The sequence below is a fragment of the Allocoprococcus similis genome (genome assembly GCF_054660775.1).
This window is the reverse complement of record NZ_BAAHSG010000007.1, coordinates 94,446-112,700: the sequence shown is the minus strand read 5'-3', so window position 1 is coordinate 112,700 and position 18,255 is coordinate 94,446. Positions and strand designations below refer to the sequence as shown.

The following is an 18,255-nucleotide window of genomic DNA, read 5'->3' as shown; positions in this document are numbered from 1 at the left end:
AACACAGACAAATTTTTTAATTGTAATAAGGAGTAGTTAAATCATGAATCAGACAGAATTACATACCCTGGGGATTGACATCGGTTCTACAACTGTTAAAATCGCAGTTCTGGACAGTAATAATGATGTTCTGTTTTCTGATTACGAGCGTCACTTCGCCAATATTCAGGAAACCCTTTCTGATCTGCTCGGTCGTGCTATCTACAAGCTCGGTCAGATCAAGGTATCTCCAATGATTACCGGATCAGGTGGTCTTACTCTGGCAAAGCACCTTGGCGTACCTTTTGTCCAGGAGGTTGTTGCCGTTTCCACCGCTCTTCAGGATTATGCACCGCAGACTGATGTAGCAATCGAACTGGGTGGCGAAGATGCCAAGATCATCTATTTTGAAAATGGAAATATTGAGCAGCGTATGAACGGAATCTGCGCCGGAGGTACCGGATCTTTCATCGACCAGATGGCATCCCTTCTCCAGACAGATGCAACCGGTCTGAACGAATATGCCAAAAAATACAAAGCACTTTATACGATCGCAGCCCGCTGTGGCGTATTTGCAAAGACAGATATCCAGCCGCTGATCAATGACGGTGCTACCAAAGAAGATCTGTCCGCTTCTATTTTCCAGGCAGTGGTCAACCAGACCATCAGTGGTCTTGCCTGCGGAAAACCAATCCGCGGACATGTTGCTTTCCTCGGTGGACCGCTTCATTTCCTCTCCGAACTGAGAGAAGCATTTATCCGTACTCTTAAACTGGATGACGAACACATTATCGCGCCAAAGTATTCCCATCTTTTTGCAGCTGTCGGCTCTGCGCTGAACTCTAAAAAAGATGTAGTCACCTCTCTTGGTGAGATGCAGAAAAAGCTGGATGCCCATATTGAAATGGACTTTGAAGTTGAGCGTATGCAGCCGCTCTTTTCCAGTGAAGCAGATTACAATGAATTTAAGAACCGCCATGCAAAGCATCAGGTGCCGGTTGGTGATCTTGCCAGCTACCGTGGTAATGCCTACCTTGGAATCGATGCCGGTTCTACCACCACAAAAGCTGCTCTGGTCGGAGAAGACGGTACTCTTTTGTACTCCTTCTATCATGGCAATGACGGTGATCCGCTTGGTACGACCATCGGTGCGATCAAAGATATTTACAGCCAGCTTCCGGAAGGTGTACAGATCGTTCACTCCTGCTCAACCGGTTACGGAGAAGCGCTCATTAAAGCCGCACTTCTTCTGGATGAAGGCGAAGTTGAAACTGTATCTCACTATTACGCCGCTTCTTTCTTTGAACCGGATGTAGACTGTATCCTCGATATCGGTGGTCAGGATATGAAGTGTATTAAGATCAAGAATCAGACTGTGGACAGCGTACAGCTCAACGAAGCATGTTCTTCCGGATGCGGTTCCTTTATCGAGACTTTTGCCAAATCCCTGAACTACACCGTAGAGGATTTTGCACATGAAGCACTTTTTGCGAAACATCCGATCGACCTCGGAACCCGTTGTACCGTATTTATGAACTCAAAGGTAAAACAGGCGCAAAAAGAAGGTGCTGAAGTATCCGATATTTCAGCCGGACTTGCTTATTCGGTTATCAAAAATGCCCTTTTCAAGGTTATCAAGGTATCCGATGCATCTGAGCTTGGTAAAAAAATTGTTGTACAGGGTGGTACATTCTACAATGATGCCGTACTCAGAAGCTTTGAGACCATCGCCGGATGTCAGGCAATCCGTCCGGATATTGCAGGAATCATGGGTGCTTTTGGAGCTGCACTGATCGCAAGAGAACGTTATGGTTTCAAAGAATGCAAAAATACAACCATGCTTTCCATTGATGAAATCAATGAACTTACCTATACAACCTCAATGGCAAAATGTAACGGCTGTACCAACAACTGTCGTCTGACCATCAACAAATTCAGTGGCGGACGTCGTTTTATTTCCGGAAACCGTTGTGAACGCGGTCTTGGAAAAGAGAAAGCAAAGAGTGATGTGCCAAACCTTTTCGCTTATAAAAATGAACGTTATTTTGGTTACACACCATTAGCTCCATCCGAGGCAAAACGCGGAACGGTTGGTATTCCGAGAGTTCTGAACATGTATGAGAACTATCCGTTCTGGTTTACTTTCTTCACAAAGCTGGGATATCATGTGGTACTCTCTCCTGCTTCTACACATAAGATTTATGAACTTGGTATTGAATCTATTCCGAGCGAATCCGAGTGTTATCCGGCAAAGCTGGCGCACGGACATGTACAGTGGCTGATCAACCAGGGTGTAGACTTTATATTCTACCCTTGTATACCATACGAACGTAGTGAATTTGCCGACGCCGACAATCATTATAACTGCCCGATCGTCACCTCATACGCGGAGAACATCAAGAACAATATGGATCCGATCGTACACGGTGAAGTGGATTTCATGAATCCATTCCTCGCCCTCACAAGTGAAGAGACAATCACCGCCGGACTGGTCCGTGAATTTACTTCTGCAAAGAATCTTCCAGCAGAAGAAATCAAAAATGCCGCTCATGCTGCATGGGAAGAGCTTGCTGCATGCCGTCAGGACATCCGCAAAAAAGGTGAAGAAACTCTCGCATACATGGAAAAGACAGGAACCCGCGGCATCGTACTTGCCGGTCGTCCATACCATTACGATCCGGAAGTCAACCACGGTATCCCGGAGATGATCACCTCCTACGGACTTGCCGTTCTGACGGAAGATTCCATCTCACATCTGAATCCGGTAGAACGTCCGCTAATCGTTATGGATCAGTGGATGTATCATTCCCGACTGTACGCAGCAGCCAATTTTGTGAAGACTAGAGATGATCTGGATCTGATCCAGCTGAACTCTTTCGGATGCGGTCTTGATGCCGTAACAACCGATGCTGTTGCAGATATTTTGACCGGTTCTGACAAGATTTATACCTCTCTCAAGATTGATGAGGTAAATAACTTGGGTGCTGCACGTATCCGTATCCGTTCTCTTCTTGCCGCCATCCGCGTCCGCGAGCAGAAGCATATGGAGCGCACCATTCGTCCGGCAAATATCGAAAAAATTCCTTTTACAAAGGAAATGAAAGAAACCTATACAATTTTGTGTCCGCAGATGTCGCCGATCCATTTTTCATTGATTGAGCCAGCTTTCCAGGAAGCAGGTTACAAACTGGAAGTACTGAAAAATGATAACAAGCATGCAGTTGACATGGGCCTTAAATATGTAAACAATGACGCCTGCTACCCATCTCTGATGGTAGTTGGACAGATCATGGAAGCTATCCTTTCCGGTAAATACGACACCGACCACCTGGCTGTCATTATTTCACAGACCGGTGGCGGATGCCGTGCTTCCAACTATATCGGATTTATCCGCCGCGCTCTTAAAAAAGCCGGTTACGGACATATCCCTGTTATTTCAATCAACTTAAGCGGGCTTGAAAGCAATCCTGGATTCAAGATTACCCTTCCGCTTGTACTGAAGGGTGTGTATGGTCTGGTATTTGGCGATCTCTTCATGCGCTGCCTGTACCGTGTCCGCCCATACGAAGCTGTTCCAGGCTCTGCCAATGCCATGCATAAGAAATGGGAAAAGACAGTTATCGAATTTATCAAGAAAGGCTATCCAAGCAGACGTGAGTTTAAGCGTCTCTGCCGCCAGATCGTAGAAGATTTTGATTCTCTTCCATTAAAAGATGTCAAAAAACCACGTGTTGGAGTTGTCGGAGAAATCCTTGTCAAATTCCTTCCAGCTGCCAATAACTACCTGGTAGATCTTCTTGAACAGGAAGGTGCCGAAGCCGTGGTTCCGGATCTGACCGACTTCCTGCTCTACTGCTTCTACAATACAAACTTTAAAGCAGAACATCTCGGCATGAAGAAATCAACCGCCCGCATGGGTAATCTCGGAATCAAGGTTCTGGAATGGTTCCGCAAGCCTGCCGTTGATGCCTTAAAAGCAAGTAAACGCTTCGATCCACCGTCACATATTGAACACCTGGCTTCGATGGCAAAAGAAATTGTTTCTCTTGGAAACCAGACCGGTGAAGGATGGTTCCTGACCGGAGAAATGCTGGAGCTGATCCACAGTGGTGCACCAAACATTGTCTGCACACAGCCTTTCGCCTGCCTGCCAAACCACGTAGTCGGAAAAGGTGTTATTAAAGAACTGCGCCGCCGTCATCCGGAATCCAACATCGTTGCAATCGATTATGATCCGGGAGCAAGCGAAGTAAACCAGCTGAACCGTATCAAACTGATGCTTTCGACTGCGCAGAAGAAGATGTAGAATTTTAGGATATGTAAAATATATTTGGTTGCGATAAGACGACCAGAGGAAACAAAGTACTCCCTCACATTCAGTTGCACTAACCACTTCGTTCAAGCCTCTTAGGGCGGGAATCGTGTTCAGCAAAGGCTTCCACGATTCCTGAGTCTTGAACTCCGTAGTGCAAATTCATGTGAGGGAGTACTTTGTTTCCTCTGGTCTGTGTATTGGTAACTTTGTTTTACATATGCGAAAGTTTTTTGAGCGTGGTTGACTAGGGTTTAGGAGTCGCAGCCGGAAGGGAAGTGTGTGATAATGACTAAGATTTAGGAAATTTTAGTCAGAAGGAAGGTGTGTGTGGAGATTCTATGACAAACTTTTTTATTTTTTGATAAGATTTACTCTCTTTTCGATATACTTCCCAATAAAAGATTACTCTAATTACAGATTTTTATCTTTTGGATATTTTCTACTCCAAAATCTTCCATTCCTCCCTCACAATCTCCCCATAGCACTAAACAAACACATTAGTATATCTATATCTCCATCCCCTCAAAAATTATCTTTTTAATATCCTCCAAAAATCTCCCCTCTGCCACAGCACTCCCATGAATTCCCCTCATTGATAAAATTCACTCTCCCCTACTGAAAAAGCGTATCTTTCATCGAAGCTTCTTCGTTATCTACAGTGTTTTTCTCTCCGAATTCAGCACCGTCATTTTCGCCAGTACAGTTAAACGGTCGATTTTACAAAAGAAAGTCCTCCAATTCACTTTTTGTGCAATGGAGATGAGACTCAGAAATCATGGAAGCCTTTGCTGAACATGATTTCCGCTCTAAGAGGCTCATCGGAATGGTTTGCACAATGGAATTGGAGGACTTTCTTTTGTAAAATCGACCACACAACCTTTATTTAAAAAAACAGTGAACTCTCCTTCCGGAAAATCCACTGTTTTCTCACATATATTAAGCTTCTTCAACTTCTACTTTTTCGCCAAGAATTTTATCAATACTTACCAGTTTTACGCTGAGCACGAATACCTGTGCTGCGACTTCCAGTTCTTCTGGTGTCGGGAAAGACGGTGCAATTCGGATATTGCTGTCTTTTGGATCCTTTCCGTATGGGAAAGTTGCTCCCGCTTTTGTCATGATCAGTCCGGCTTCTTTTGCTTTTGCTACGATTGCTTTGGCACATCCTTCCAACGCATCGAAGGAAATGAAGTATCCTCCACGCGGTGCCATCCAGGAACCAATCTCAAGTCCGCCAAGCTCACCTTCCAGTACACTTAATACGGTGTCAAATTTCGGTCTTAAGATATCTGCATGTTTCTTCATATGCTGAACCATTCCGTGAATATCACCGAAGAAACGCGCATGTCTGAGCTGGTTTAATTTATCATGTCCAATGGTCTGTACGGACATCATCTTGCGGATTTCCGCAAGGTTTTCATCCGATGCTGCAATCGCTGCAATACCAGAACCTGGGAAACTGATCTTGGAAGTAGAACCGAATTTGTAAACCATGTTCGGATGCCCCTCTTTTTTACATTCCATCAAGATCTCGATCAGATAATCCTGTTTATCCTCATACAAATGATGGATTCCATAAGCATTATCCCAGAAAATACGGAAATCTTCTGCCGCCGGATTTAATTTGGCGAAACGATGTACTGTCTCATCAGAATAGGTAACTCCCTGTGGATTTGAGTACTTCGGTACACACCAGATACCTTTTACAGCCGGATCATTCTCCACATACTGCTCTACCAGATCCATATCCGGTCCATCCGATGTCATCGGAATGTTGATCATCTCAATTCCAAAATGTTCGGTGATTGCAAAATGTCTGTCATATCCAGGTACCGGGCAGAGGAATTTTACCTTGTCAAGCTTTGCCCAAGGGGTGCTTCCCATGATACCATGTGTCATCGCTCTTGCAACAGTATCATACATTACGTTCAGGCTGGAGTTACCAAAGATGATAATATTGTCCTTCGGTACTTCCATCATATCAGAAAGAAGCTGTTTTGCTTCTTTGATTCCGTCGATCACTCCATAGTTACGGCAATCTACTCCTTCTTCGCAGACAAGATCCGATGTGCTCTTAAGTACATCCATCATCCCCATAGAAAGGTCAAGCTGTGCTTTGGACGGTTTACCTCTGGACATATCCAGTTTCAGACCTTTTCCTTTAACATCTTCAAATTCTTTTTCCAGTCTGCTCTTTAATTCAAGCAGTTCTTCTCTACTCATATCTTTATATGCAGTCATCTTGAAAACCTCCCATAATCATCACTAACCATTGTGTGTTTCCTGCCGTACTTTATACTTCCGAAATCTGCTATCTGCAGTTTCTTTCAGCTGTTTTGACAACATCAAAACTCACTACAAGTAGTAAGTATATAGGAAAAATGATTTTTCGTCAACCAATTCTTGCATATAAATATGACATATCGTGATTTTTGTTGATTTAAATGTGATTTTTTGAATTTTTGCTTTTCATTTCATGCATTTTTTCATTTTAACGCTTTTCAAAAAAACTGGAACAGATTTATATGCAGCATATTTTCCTTTTCTCCTGCGGTATGTTTTGCTCTTCTGACAACAAAACACCCGGAACCATTTCCATGATTCCGGGCAAATATATTTACTATTTTACTAATAATGATTTTCCAGTCATATCTGCCGGCTGCTGCATTCCCATCAGCTCGATCAGTGTCGGAGCGATATCTGCAAGGCATCCGCCTTCGCGAAGCTTGTACGCCGGATCCGCATTTACAAGGATAAACGGAACAGGATTGGTTGTATGAGCGGTAAATGGTTCTCCTGTCTCTTCATCGATCAGCTGTTCTGCATTTCCGTGGTCAGCACAGATAAACATCTGTCCGCCTACTTCCTTCACTGCATCAACTGCTTTTCCTACACATTCGTCAACTGCTTCGATTGCTTTGATCACAGCGGCTTCTACACCGGTATGACCAACCATATCCGGGTTAGCAAAGTTGATTACGATCACATCGTACTTATCAGCCTTGATTGCATCTACAAGCTTGTCACATACTTCATATGCGCTCATTTCCGGCTTCAAGTCGTAAGTTGCAACCTTTGGAGATTTGACAAGGATTCTGTCCTCGCCCTTGTTCGGTTCTTCTACTCCGCCGTTGAAGAAAAACGTAACATGTGCATATTTTTCTGTCTCAGCGATTCTTGCCTGTGTCATGTTGTTTGCTGCAAGGAATTCGCCAAATGTATTGGTAATACCTTCTTTTACAAATGCAACGGTCTTGTTCGGGATTGTCTCATCATACTCTGTAAAGCATACATAAGTCGTCTTGATCCGTTCTCCTCTGTCAAATCCGTCAAATTCATCCGCACAGAATGTTCTGGTGATCTCTCTTGCACGGTCCGGGCGGAAATTGAAGAAGATCACAGAATCTCCGTCTTTTACAGTTGCTACCGGTGCACCGTCTTTTGTTACTACAAATGGTACTACGAATTCGTCAGTTACTTCTTTGTCGTAAGAAGCCTGGATTCCTTCTGTTGCTGATGCTGCTGTGTCACCTTCGCCGCGTGTAAGTGCTGCGTATGCCTTTTCTACACGGTCCCAGCGGTTGTCACGGTCCATTGCATAGTAACGTCCGGAAACACTTGCAACTTCACCTACACCGATTTCTTTCATCTTTGCTTCTAACTGTTCAACATATTCTTTTCCAGATGCCGGAGGTGTATCACGTCCGTCAAGGAAGCAATGAACATATACTTTGTCCAGCCCCTGTCTCTTTGCAAGTTCCAAAATTCCATAAATATGTGTAATGTGGCTGTGTACACCACCATCAGATACCAGTCCCATCAGATGAAGAGCTGTACCGTTCTTCTTCGCATTTTCACAGGCAGCAAGAAGTGCCTTATTTTCAAAGAAATCACCATCATCGATTGCTTTTGTGATCTTGGTGAGTTCCTGGTAAATGATACGTCCTGCGCCCATATTCATATGACCTACTTCTGAGTTACCCATCTGTCCGTCCGGAAGTCCTACAGCAAGTCCGCTTGCATTTCCTTTTACAAATGGATATTCAGCCATTAATTTATCCATAACCGGTGTGTTTGCCTCTGCAATACCGTTGCCTTTCTTTTCATCTCTCAGACCGTAACCGTCTAAGATCATCAAAACTGTTGGTTTTTTACTCATCGTCTTACACTCCTTCATTTTGTCTTAAAGCGTTTGATTTCTCTTTCAGTTAAATATTGTACATGATTTTATGTATGCTTGCAAGCACTTGTTAAAACTTTGACAGTTGAAAAACGCAGGCATTTCTGCCTGCGCCTTGGTATAATTGACTATTTCCAGTTTACGATCTTGCCAAAATCTGGTTTTAAAGAAGCACCACCTACAAGCCCGCCATCAATATCCGGCTGTGCGAATAATTCCGGTGCTGTAGCTGCATTTACAGATCCACCGTACTGAATACGGATTGCTTCTGCTGTAGCTTCATCATAAACTTCAGCGATGCATTCACGGATTGCTTTACAAACTTCCTGTGCCTGCTCTGTTGTAGCTGTCTTTCCAGTTCCGATTGCCCAGATTGGCTCATAAGCGATGACTGCTGTCTTAGCCTGATCTGCTGTTACGTTCTGGAATCCAACTTTAACCTGCTGACGGATGAAGTCCATTGTCACACCCTGTTCACGCTGTTCAAGAGTTTCTCCACAGCACATGATCGGTGTAAGTCCGTGTTCAAATGCTTTCAGCATCTTTTTGTTCACAGTCTCGTTTGTCTCTGCGAAGTATTCTCTTCTTTCAGAGTGTCCGAGAACAACATATTTAACACCGGCATCTGTAAGCATATTCGGAGAGATTTCTCCTGTGTATGCACCTTTTTCTTCAAAGTACATATTCTCTGCTCCAACCTGGATGTTGCTTCCTTTTGCAGCTTCTACAACCGGAATGATATCGATTGCCGGTACGCAGAATACCACGTCAGCCTCTTCTGTCACAACCAGAGGTTTGAGTGTATTCACAAGCTCTACAGCCTCTGAAGGTGTCATATTCATTTTCCAGTTACCTGCAATAATTTTCTTTCTTGCCATTGCAATAATCTCCCTTATCTTGATAATGAATGTTCACCTTACTAGGCTCGAAAACACCTCGCCAAGTGCGGTGAACTAAGTAAACGCTAAGCTCAAGCCGCGCTTGCGCTTACTTTCACTAAGCTTTTTACTTATCGTTAGCAGCTGCTACACCTGGCAGTTCCTTACCTTCAAGGAATTCAAGAGAAGCTCCACCACCTGTAGAGATGTGAGTCATCTTGTCACCGTATCCGAGCTGGTTAACTGCTGCAGCCGAATCACCACCACCGATGATTGTTACCGCATCTGTCTCAGCAAGTGCTTTTGCGACTTCTTCTGTTCCTTTTGCAAAGTTCGGCATCTCGAATGCACCCATAGGTCCGTTCCATACTACTGTCTTTGCATCTTTTACAGCGTCAGTATAGATCTTGATCGTCTCTGGTCCGATGTCAAGTCCTTCCCATCCTTCCGGAATTTCACCAGTTTTAACAACTTTGATATTTGCATCATTTGAGAAATCATCTGCAATTACGTTGTCTACCGGAAGAAGAAGTTTTACGCCTTTGTCTTTAGCTTTCTGAATCATGTTCAGTGCATATTCACAGTAATCTTCTTCAAGAAGAGATTTTCCAACGGTTCCGCCCTGTGCTTTGCTGAATGTATAAGACATACCTCCACCAATGATCAGAGTGTCTACTTTATCAATCAGGTTTTCGATTACAGAAATCTTGCTTGAAACTTTAGCTCCACCAAGGATTGCCACAAACGGTCTTTCCGGATTGTTTACTGCATTTCCAAGGAAGTCGATTTCTTTCTGCATAAGATATCCTACAACTGCTGTGTCAACATATTTGGTAACACCAACGTTAGAACAGTGTGCACGATGAGCTGTTCCGAATGCATCGTTTACGAATACATCGCAAAGAGAAGCGAGTTCTTTAGAGAATTCATCTCCGTTCTTTGTTTCTTCTGCTCTGTAACGTGTATTTTCAAGAAGGATTACCTCTCCGTCTTTCATAGCTTCAACTGCTGCTTTTGCATTTGGTCCTACTACTTCAGGATCTGCTGCGAATTTTACTTCCTGTCCGAGAAGTTCTGAAAGTCTTACTGCAACCGGTGCAAGAGAAAGCTCCGGTTTCGGTTCCCCCTTCGGTTTGCCAAGATGTGAGCAGAGGATTACTTTTCCTCCGTCAGCGATCAGTTTCTTGATTGTAGGAAGTGCTGCAACAAGACGGTTCTCGTCTGTGATCTTTCCGTCGATCAGCGGTACGTTAAAATCGCATCTTACAAGGACTTTTTTCCCTTTTACATTGATATCATCTACAGATTTTTTGTTAAGCATAATCCTGCCTCCTGTTTACATTTCATTTAAAAGAATGTGTTCTGGCACATCGTGCCTTTTATATTGCCTAGAAAGCAAAATCTCCTGTGCAATATAAAAGGATCCGGTCCCTGAAGACCGGACCCTTGATTGAGCCTATCTCTGGAATACTCCAGTAAGAATCAATTCACTCTGTCCAAGCAAACGCTGCGGATTAAAGTAATGTTCCGAAGTGTTTGATTGTTCTTACCATCTGGCTTGTGTAAGAGTTTTCATTGTCATACCAAGAAACAACCTGTACTTCTGTTGTTCCGTTTTCAAGCGGAAGTACCATTGTCTGGGTAGCATCGAAGAGAGAACCAAATCTCATTCCTACGATATCGCTAGAAACGATCTGATCTTCGTTGTATCCGAAGGATTCGTTAGAAGCTGCTTTCATAGCTGCATTGATCTGTTCAACTGTTACATTTCCTTCAACTACAGCTGTAAGGATTGTTGTAGATCCTGTAGGGGTTGGTACACGCTGTGCAGATCCGATCAGTTTTCCGTTCAGTTCCGGAATAACAAGTCCGATTGCTTTAGCTGCTCCTGTGCTGTTCGGAACGATGTTAACTGCTGCTGCACGAGATCTTCTCAGATCACCTTTTCTCTGTGGTCCGTCAAGAGTCATCTGATCACCTGTGTATGCATGGATTGTGCACATGATACCAGATTTGATTGTAGCAAGGTCATTAAGAGCCTTAGCCATCGGTGCAAGACAGTTTGTTGTACAAGAAGCTGCAGAGATGATTGCATCATCTTTTGTAAGCTGTGTATGGTTTACATTGTAAACGATTGTAGGAAGGTCATTTCCTGCCGGTGCAGAAATGATAACGTGTTTAGCACCTGCATCGATATGTGCCTGAGCTTTTGCTTTAGATGTGTAGAATCCTGTACATTCAAGAACTACATCTACTCCGATTTCTCCCCATGGAAGTTCAGCTGCATTAGCTTTAGCGTAGATTTTGATTTCTTTTCCGTCTACTGTGATGGAGTCTTCTCCAGCAGATACTTTATCAGCTAATTCATATTTTCCCTGTGTTGAATCATATTTTAATAAGTGAGCCAGCATCTTAGGAGATGTAAGGTCGTTGATTGCTACGATCTCAAATCCCTCTGCTCCAAACATCTGTCTGAATGCAAGACGTCCAATACGTCCAAATCCATTGATTGCTACTTTTACTGCCATGATTTAGTCCTCCTAAAGATAAATTGTATTACTGTATATAACAGTTACATTTTTCTTGATAAATCTTATCATTGTTTAAGATTTATCAACTGTAATTTATTGTACTAAATTCAGAACAAAAATTCAATCCCCTTTTTTCACTTTATTTTCCTGAAAACCGGGGTCCTTTTTATGAATTCTGCATAATATTTAAAACCACATGCTTCGAGAATATTGTCAACTATGTTAAAATCATACCCTACATGCTCTGGTTTATGTGCATCTGCGCCGACGGTGACGATCTCTCCACCCAGCTCTTTGTATCTTTTTAACACATCCGGATGCGGATGTGCAAAAGGAAGGCCATACTTCAGTCCTGCCGTATTGACTTCCAGCCCTTTCCCGTGTTCAATAAGATACCGCAGGATTTCATCTATTTCATCCGCAAATCTGCTGTAAGAATATTCCCGTTCCCGGTGTTTTCCATAGCGTACCACATAATCCAGATGTCCGAGAACATCAAAATCCGCTACAGCCCTGATATCGGCTATTGTCTCCCGAAGTGCCATCCGGTAGGCCTCTTCATCCGAAATCCCCTCAAAGAACTCAGGATAATAAGGATCCTTCCCGCCAACCACATGCATGGATCCGATCACAAAGTCATACGGATTTGCCGTGGTAAATGCTTTTGCTTTCTTCGCAAGGTGCGGCTGAAGTCCAAACTCTACACCGATCCGAATATCCAGTTTCTCCTCATACTTTTCCTTCAGTGCTCCAAGCTCTTTAAAATAGGTTTCCGGATCAAACACAAATTCAATATCATCACAAAAATAATCAATGTCTTCATGATCCGTAAAACAGATTGCTTCCAGTCCTTTATCGATTGCTGCAAGAATCATATCTTCCGGTTTTGCCTCTGAATCTCCGGAAAAATAAGTATGCATATGGCAGTCCGCTCTCATATTTCCCCCTCCTTGCCATTCTTCATGTGTAAATCCCCGGCTTTCCTGCAAATCATTGGTTGGATCGCAGTCCGGTCCCAATATACAAAAAACAGAACAATTCTGAGCTATCCCAGAATTGTTCCGCCTCCAAGTACATAATCTCCATCATACAGTACCAGTGCCTGCCCCGGTGTAACCGCTCTCTGCGGTGTCTCAAAGATGCACTCTATCTCATCTTCTCCCGTTTTGCGGACTGTGCACCAGTCCCCTTTATGGTTATATCTGATTTTAGCAAATACGCGCATCTCGCCTTCCAGGTCCTCTACTGTCATAAAGTTCAGCTTATTTGCACGGACCCGCGTCGTCATCAGATCTTCATTTGTCCCAATCACAACTTCATTCGTATCCGGGCGGATCTCAAGCACGAATGCCTGATACCCGAGAGAAAGTCCAAGTCCTTTTCTCTGTCCGATTGTATAGTGGATGATTCCTTTATGTCGTCCCAGGATTTTTCCGTCCGGTGTTACAAAATTACCTTCCGGGATTTTCTGGTTACTTTCTTCTTTAATAAAAGATGCATAATCGTCATCGGATACAAAACAGATATCCTGACTGTCCGGTTTGTTCGCAATCTGCAATCCGATCTCTTTTGCGATCTCGCGAATCTGGTCTTTTTCGTATTCACCGACAGGCATCAGCGTTCTTCTCAGCTGATCCTGGGTAAGATTATAAAGCGCATAGGTCTGGTCTTTTGACCAGGTTGCCGAATGCCGGATCGCATAGCGTCCGTTCGGCAACTGTTCTACTCTCGCATAGTGACCTGTTGCAATATAGTCTGCTCCGATCTCCATACTCCGCGTAAGAAGGGATTCCCATTTTACATAACGGTTACACGCAATGCACGGATTCGGTGTCCGACCATGCAGATATTCATCCACAAAATAATCGATTACCTTCTCCTGAAAATCCTTCTTGAAATTCATCACATAATACGGAATGCCGATCTGTGCCGCAACTCTTCTGGCATCATCTACCGCACTGAGTCCACAGCATCCGCCGTTTTCTTCCTGTATTTTCGATTCTTCGTCCTGCCAGATCTGCATCGTAACACCAATCACATCATACCCCTGTTCTTTCAGAAGATATGCCGCTACCGATGAGTCGACACCACCCGACATCCCGACTACCACTTTCTTTTTTGCCATTCTCTTTTCTCCCGCAGAAAATTCTAATACTCTTCCTCTTCTGCTTCTTCACCTTCACTGATATCGTTCTTCGGCTTCTGGAGTCCTTCGATCTTGATCCCGTGCTTCTCTGCATAATCCCACAGCGCTGCATGGATTGCCTCCTCTGCCAGTAAAGAACAGTGTACCTTAACCGGCGGCAGTCCGTCAAGTGCTTCCATAACGGCTTTGTTTGTCACCTGCATTGCTTCTGAAATATGTTTTCCCTTTACAAGTTCTGTCGCCATACTGCTTGTTGCAACAGCCGCGCCACATCCGAATGTCTTAAATTTTACATCATTGATGATTCCGTTATCATCAATATCAAGGTAGATTCTCATGATATCACCACACTTGGCGTTACCAACAGTACCCACTCCACTTGCGTTCTCGATTTCTCCCATATTACGTGGATGCTGAAAATGATCCATTACTTTTTCTGTATACATTGTAAATTCCTCCTAAAGCTGTATTTTCTATCGTATTATTTATTCTGTTTTTTTACAAAATCTTCATAAAGTGGTGACATTCCTCGCAAATCGCTTACGATTGTCTTGAGCTGATCTACTACATAATCAATGTCTTCTTTTGTGATCTCTTCATTCAGAGTCAGGCGCAGAGATCCATGTGCAATCTCGTGTGGCAGTCCGATTGCAAGAAGTACATGGGATGGATCAAGAGATCCGGATGTACATGCAGATCCACTGGATCCACAAATTCCTGCCATGTCAAGACGGATCAGCATAGATTCACCCTCAATGAAACGGAAACAGAAGTTTGCATTATTTGGCAAACGGTCTGTCGGATGTCCGTTCAGCTTGGTGTACGGGATTTCTTCCATCACACGTTTGATCAGATAATCCCTCATCTCGCGCTCTTTTGCTGTACGTTCTTCCATCGTAGCAACCGCACGTTTTGTTGCTGTACCGATTCCAACAATACCCGGAACATTTTCTGTACCTGCACGACGTTTTCTTTCCTGCGCCCCACCATGAACGAAAGAACGGATCTTCACGCCTTTTCTGATATAGAGGAATCCGATTCCTTTTGGTCCGTTCAGCTTGTGTCCGCTGGCACTTAACATATCAATATGACATTCATCTACATTGATCGGAACCTGTCCGAAAGCCTGTACAGCGTCTGTGTGGAACAGAATACCATGTTTGTGGGCGATCTCACCGATCTCTTTGATCGGTTCAATCGTTCCGATCTCGTTGTTTGCATACATTACAGAGATCAGGATGGTATCCGGGCGGATTGCTGCTTCCACATCTGCCGGATTTACTTTTCCGTATTCATCCACATCAAGATAAGTCACTTCAAATCCGCGTTCTTCCAGATAAGCTGCTGTATGCAGGATCGCATGATGTTCGATCTTGGTTGTGATAATATGTTTTCCTTTATTCTGATAAGCCTCTGCTGTTGCTTTGAGTGCCCAGTTGTCAGACTCTGATCCGCCGGCCGTAAAATAAATCTCGTTGCTCTTTGCGCCAAGTGCGTTTGCGATTCTTTCTCTCTGTTCTGCCACAACATCTTTGTTATGGGATGCGAAGCTGTAGATCGCAGACGGATTGCCGTACTGCTCTGTAAAATATGGCAGCATTGCTTCCAGAACTTCCGGTGCAGTTTTTGTTGTTGCTGCGTTATCCAAATAAATTAACTTACTCATCTTTTTGTCCTTCTTTCTTTACTTCTTTATTCATTTCCACAAGGGTATTTATCATAATACTGTCTACCGTCTGTGCCATGCTTTCATTGACTTTCTTCCAGACATATTTCGTGATACAGCTGCCCTGGATCTCACAGCTGTCTTCCGAATGAAGTGCTGCACAAGTCGCAGGTTCCAAGTCTCCTTCAAGTGCTCTGAGTACATCGCCAACAGAAACTTCCGCCGCATCCTTTGCCAGCCGATATCCTCCTCCCGCTCCACGGATACTCTTGACAAGACCTGCCTTTTTCAGCTTCGCCATGAGCTGTTCCAGATATCGTTCCGAGATCTCCTGCCTGGCTGATATACTGCTGATGGAAACTGGTTCTTCTGCGCCATAACACGCAAGATCGATAAAGGCGCGTAAACCATAACGTCCCTTCGTTGAGATCTTCAATCCATCACCTTCTCTTTATTTTTATATCCCACTGTTTTACTAGGATTTCTATCAAACTGAGGATATCACCTCTGCTATGTTCTGTCAAGGCTGTTTCTTGCATATATTTTAAAACAAAAATGCCTTCGGAGCTGCTATGTCACAAAAACATTTTCTCCTGAAAGGAACTTTTATCCTTACTGTAACCGGCATTCTCACTCGTGTAATGGGATTTTTTTACCGTATTTTTCTCAGCAGATCTTTCCCTGCCGAAGAAATCGGTCTGTATCAGCTGATTTTCCCTGTCTACACACTTACTTATGCCGCAGCTTCAGCAGGGATCGAGACGGCTCTGGCGCGCCTGGTTGCCGCCTCTTCTGCAAAAAAGCAGTCCGCAAAAACTTATTCTTACCTGAAAGCAGCACTGCTTTGTTCTCTTTTTCTTTCCATCTGCTGTCTTTTTCTGTTGCAGAAAAATGCTGTTTTTCTCGCCACAGTCATACTTGGCGATCCCCGCTGTGCCTCTCTCATCTCCCTGATAGCATATGCACTTCCATTCGCAGCTCTGCACAGTTGCAGCTGTGGTTACTTTCTGGGGCTCAAGCAGATCCGGCTTCCTGCCCTCTCCCAATTATTTGAACAGCTGGTCCGGATCTTTTTTGTTATCCTCCTCTATATAGCCGGTGTTCATACCGCTTTTACACCATCTGTCGCAATTGCTGTCCTCGGAATTGTCGGTGGTGAAATTGCAGCCGCATTTCTTTGCATCCATACGTTCAGAACTGCCGGGCAGCCTTTCTCCTCACGCCAGGAGCCGGCTCTTTCTGCTGTTCCTGCCCTGCTTTTTTCTGCTCTTCCACTGACCGCAAGCAGAGTTCTTCTGAATCTTTTTCAGAGTCTGGAAGCAATTTCCATTCCGCTTGCCCTGCAAAAGTATGGAATGAGTATTTCCGCTTCTCTTAGCACCTACGGAATTTTGACCGGAATTGCCCTTCCCTGCATTTTATTTCCATCTGCCCTCACCAATTCCATCTCCACAATGCTCCTCCCTGAAGTTGCCAGTATGCCGGATACTCAGAAAAAGCATGCTCTTCCGCAGCTTTTACGGAAAGTTATTTTTTTCTGCCTGTTTCTTGGTTTTGCCTGCCTGCTATTTTTCTTTACCGCATCCGGCTTTATCAGCAGTCGGATCTTTCATACACCAGAAGCCGGGAATTATATCTTAACACTGGCATTTATCTGTCCTTTTCTCTATAGTAACACCGCACTGATCAGTGTGTTAAACGGTCTGGATCTTGCCGGAAAAACTTTTCTGATCAATCTGTTCTCCCTGGCAGTACGAATCTGTGGTGTTCTGTTTCTGATTCCGCAGTTCGGGATTCTTGGCTATCTGTGGGCACTGCTTGCAAGCCAGCTTCTTACATTTGGCTGCTGCATATTTCTCCTGATAAAACAAGGGCGATAGAAAGCGGTAGAAAGTCCTCTTTACCGAATTGTTCAGTAAGAGGGCTTTCTGTCATTTTCTATCGCCTGACGCTAAAATGTGGCTGAACACATTCCTGCTATGTAAGAACCTTAACAAACCAACGTACAATCCCGGGGTTTAAATATACCTCAGACAAAATTCCCGCCACAATCATCATAACAGTAAATCCTGTTTTTGTTCCATTCCATTCACTTTGCGGATAACGGTAATAATACCGGATCAATAGCAGATATGCCGGTACATAAAAAATATATTGCGGGAAAATACCGGCAATACACAGCAGCATTCCGCGAAGTCCCATCCTTAAAACTGCCGCTACAGACAGTATCCCTGCCGCAAAGCCTGTCCAAAGGAGGATTCCGGTTGCTGTCAGTCTGCGAAACCCCAGATTTGCCACACAGACCGCTAACGCCAGAGGCATCACTCTCCATCTGAGCAGGTACCACAGGTAATCTTCATTTATGATTTTCACCTGTGTATACTGATTTAGAAAATATTCATGGAAAATTCCAGTCATCGTAACATAATTTTTCGCAATAAAATTAGCATATAAGATACCCGTTCCAAAACCGATCAGATATAGCATGGGCAGCTGATATTTCTTCCGATAAAATTCCACATTCCGGCCTCCAATAATTTCACATAGTTCATTATATGAC

At 43.9% G+C, this 18,255-nt stretch carries 13 protein-coding genes; 2 read left to right on the top strand and 11 right to left on the bottom strand.

Features of this window, described 5'->3' with window-relative positions; translation table 11 throughout:
• Positions 1-43: 43 nt before the first annotated feature.
• Positions 44-4,285 carry a 2-hydroxyacyl-CoA dehydratase gene (locus tag ACYQ5K_RS04335; RefSeq protein WP_173688107.1) on the top strand — a complete coding sequence of 1,414 codons (4,242 nt, stop codon included), beginning with the start codon at positions 44-46 and terminating at the stop codon, positions 4,283-4,285.
• 945 nt (positions 4,286-5,230) lie between these two features.
• Here the strand turns inward: ACYQ5K_RS04335 and ACYQ5K_RS04330 are convergent.
• The 10 genes from ACYQ5K_RS04330 to ACYQ5K_RS04285 all read right to left on the bottom strand — a co-directional run bounded on the left by ACYQ5K_RS04330 (position 5,231) and on the right by ACYQ5K_RS04285 (position 16,131).
• The gene (locus ACYQ5K_RS04330; protein ID WP_173688595.1) at positions 5,231-6,535 is read right to left on the bottom strand and encodes a PLP-dependent aminotransferase family protein; all 1,305 of its coding nucleotides are present in this window, start codon (positions 6,533-6,535) and stop codon (positions 5,231-5,233) included.
• Positions 6,536-6,914: 379 nt separating this feature from the next.
• Positions 6,915-8,453: a 2,3-bisphosphoglycerate-independent phosphoglycerate mutase gene (gene gpmI, locus ACYQ5K_RS04325; protein WP_195230344.1), complete on the bottom strand. Its 1,539-nt coding sequence runs from the start codon at positions 8,451-8,453 to the stop codon at positions 6,915-6,917.
• Between the two features lie 149 nt (positions 8,454-8,602).
• Positions 8,603-9,352: a triose-phosphate isomerase gene (gene tpiA, locus ACYQ5K_RS04320; protein WP_173688597.1), complete on the bottom strand. Its 750-nt coding sequence runs from the start codon at positions 9,350-9,352 to the stop codon at positions 8,603-8,605.
• Positions 9,353-9,479: 127 nt separating this feature from the next.
• On the bottom strand, positions 9,480-10,673 hold the full coding sequence (locus tag ACYQ5K_RS04315) for a phosphoglycerate kinase (RefSeq protein ID WP_178025176.1): 1,194 nt from the start codon (positions 10,671-10,673) through the stop codon (positions 9,480-9,482).
• Between the two features lie 193 nt (positions 10,674-10,866).
• Entirely contained in the window at positions 10,867-11,880 is a 1,014-nt protein-coding gene (gene gap / locus ACYQ5K_RS04310) for a type I glyceraldehyde-3-phosphate dehydrogenase (RefSeq protein WP_195230343.1), read from the bottom strand.
• 137 nt (positions 11,881-12,017) lie between these two features.
• Positions 12,018-12,821 (bottom strand): histidinol-phosphatase HisJ family protein, encoded by an 804-nt coding sequence (locus ACYQ5K_RS04305; protein WP_173688600.1) that lies wholly within the window; start codon positions 12,819-12,821, stop codon positions 12,018-12,020.
• Between the two features lie 107 nt (positions 12,822-12,928).
• Complete coding sequence (gene mnmA / locus ACYQ5K_RS04300) at positions 12,929-14,008, bottom strand: tRNA 2-thiouridine(34) synthase MnmA (protein WP_173688601.1); 1,080 nt, start codon at positions 14,006-14,008, stop codon at positions 12,929-12,931.
• 23 nt (positions 14,009-14,031) lie between these two features.
• Entirely contained in the window at positions 14,032-14,475 is a 444-nt protein-coding gene (nifU, locus tag ACYQ5K_RS04295) for a Fe-S cluster assembly scaffold protein NifU (RefSeq protein WP_008372281.1), read from the bottom strand.
• A 35-nt stretch (positions 14,476-14,510) separates the two neighbouring features.
• Positions 14,511-15,695 (bottom strand): cysteine desulfurase NifS, encoded by a 1,185-nt coding sequence (gene nifS, locus ACYQ5K_RS04290; RefSeq protein ID WP_173688602.1) that lies wholly within the window; start codon positions 15,693-15,695, stop codon positions 14,511-14,513.
• A complete protein-coding gene (locus tag ACYQ5K_RS04285) occupies positions 15,688-16,131 on the bottom strand; it encodes an RrF2 family transcriptional regulator (RefSeq protein ID WP_008372284.1) in 444 nt (147 codons plus the stop codon). Before ACYQ5K_RS04285 ends, nifS begins: the two co-directional genes overlap by 8 nt.
• Positions 16,132-16,267: 136 nt before the next feature.
• On the opposite strand from ACYQ5K_RS04285, the gene ACYQ5K_RS04280 reads away from it, so the two are divergent.
• Positions 16,268-17,575, top strand: a complete 1,308-nt coding sequence (locus ACYQ5K_RS04280; protein ID WP_459777291.1) for an oligosaccharide flippase family protein — start codon at positions 16,268-16,270, stop codon at positions 17,573-17,575.
• Between the two features lie 97 nt (positions 17,576-17,672).
• Here the strand turns inward: ACYQ5K_RS04280 and ACYQ5K_RS04275 are convergent, their stop codons facing one another.
• Positions 17,673-18,215, bottom strand: a complete 543-nt coding sequence (locus tag ACYQ5K_RS04275; protein ID WP_459777290.1) for a stage II sporulation protein M — start codon at positions 18,213-18,215, stop codon at positions 17,673-17,675.
• Between the last annotated feature and the right edge of the window lie 40 nt (positions 18,216-18,255).

Coding starts and splice junctions, on each gene's coding strand:
- ACYQ5K_RS04335 (WP_173688107.1), top strand. CDS start 44: ATGAATCAGACAGAATTACATACCCTGGGGATTGACATCGGTTCTACA.
- ACYQ5K_RS04330 (WP_173688595.1), bottom strand. CDS start 6,535: ATGACTGCATATAAAGATATGAGTAGAGAAGAACTGCTTGAATTAAAG.
- gpmI (WP_195230344.1), bottom strand. CDS start 8,453: ATGAGTAAAAAACCAACAGTTTTGATGATCTTAGACGGTTACGGTCTG.
- tpiA (WP_173688597.1), bottom strand. CDS start 9,352: ATGGCAAGAAAGAAAATTATTGCAGGTAACTGGAAAATGAATATGACA.
- ACYQ5K_RS04315 (WP_178025176.1), bottom strand. CDS start 10,673: ATGCTTAACAAAAAATCTGTAGATGATATCAATGTAAAAGGGAAAAAA.
- gap (WP_195230343.1), bottom strand. CDS start 11,880: ATGGCAGTAAAAGTAGCAATCAATGGATTTGGACGTATTGGACGTCTT.
- ACYQ5K_RS04305 (WP_173688600.1), bottom strand. CDS start 12,821: ATGAGAGCGGACTGCCATATGCATACTTATTTTTCCGGAGATTCAGAG.
- mnmA (WP_173688601.1), bottom strand. CDS start 14,008: ATGGCAAAAAAGAAAGTGGTAGTCGGGATGTCGGGTGGTGTCGACTCA.
- nifU (WP_008372281.1), bottom strand. CDS start 14,475: ATGTATACAGAAAAAGTAATGGATCATTTTCAGCATCCACGTAATATG.
- nifS (WP_173688602.1), bottom strand. CDS start 15,695: ATGAGTAAGTTAATTTATTTGGATAACGCAGCAACAACAAAAACTGCA.
- ACYQ5K_RS04280 (WP_459777291.1), top strand. CDS start 16,268: ATGTCACAAAAACATTTTCTCCTGAAAGGAACTTTTATCCTTACTGTA.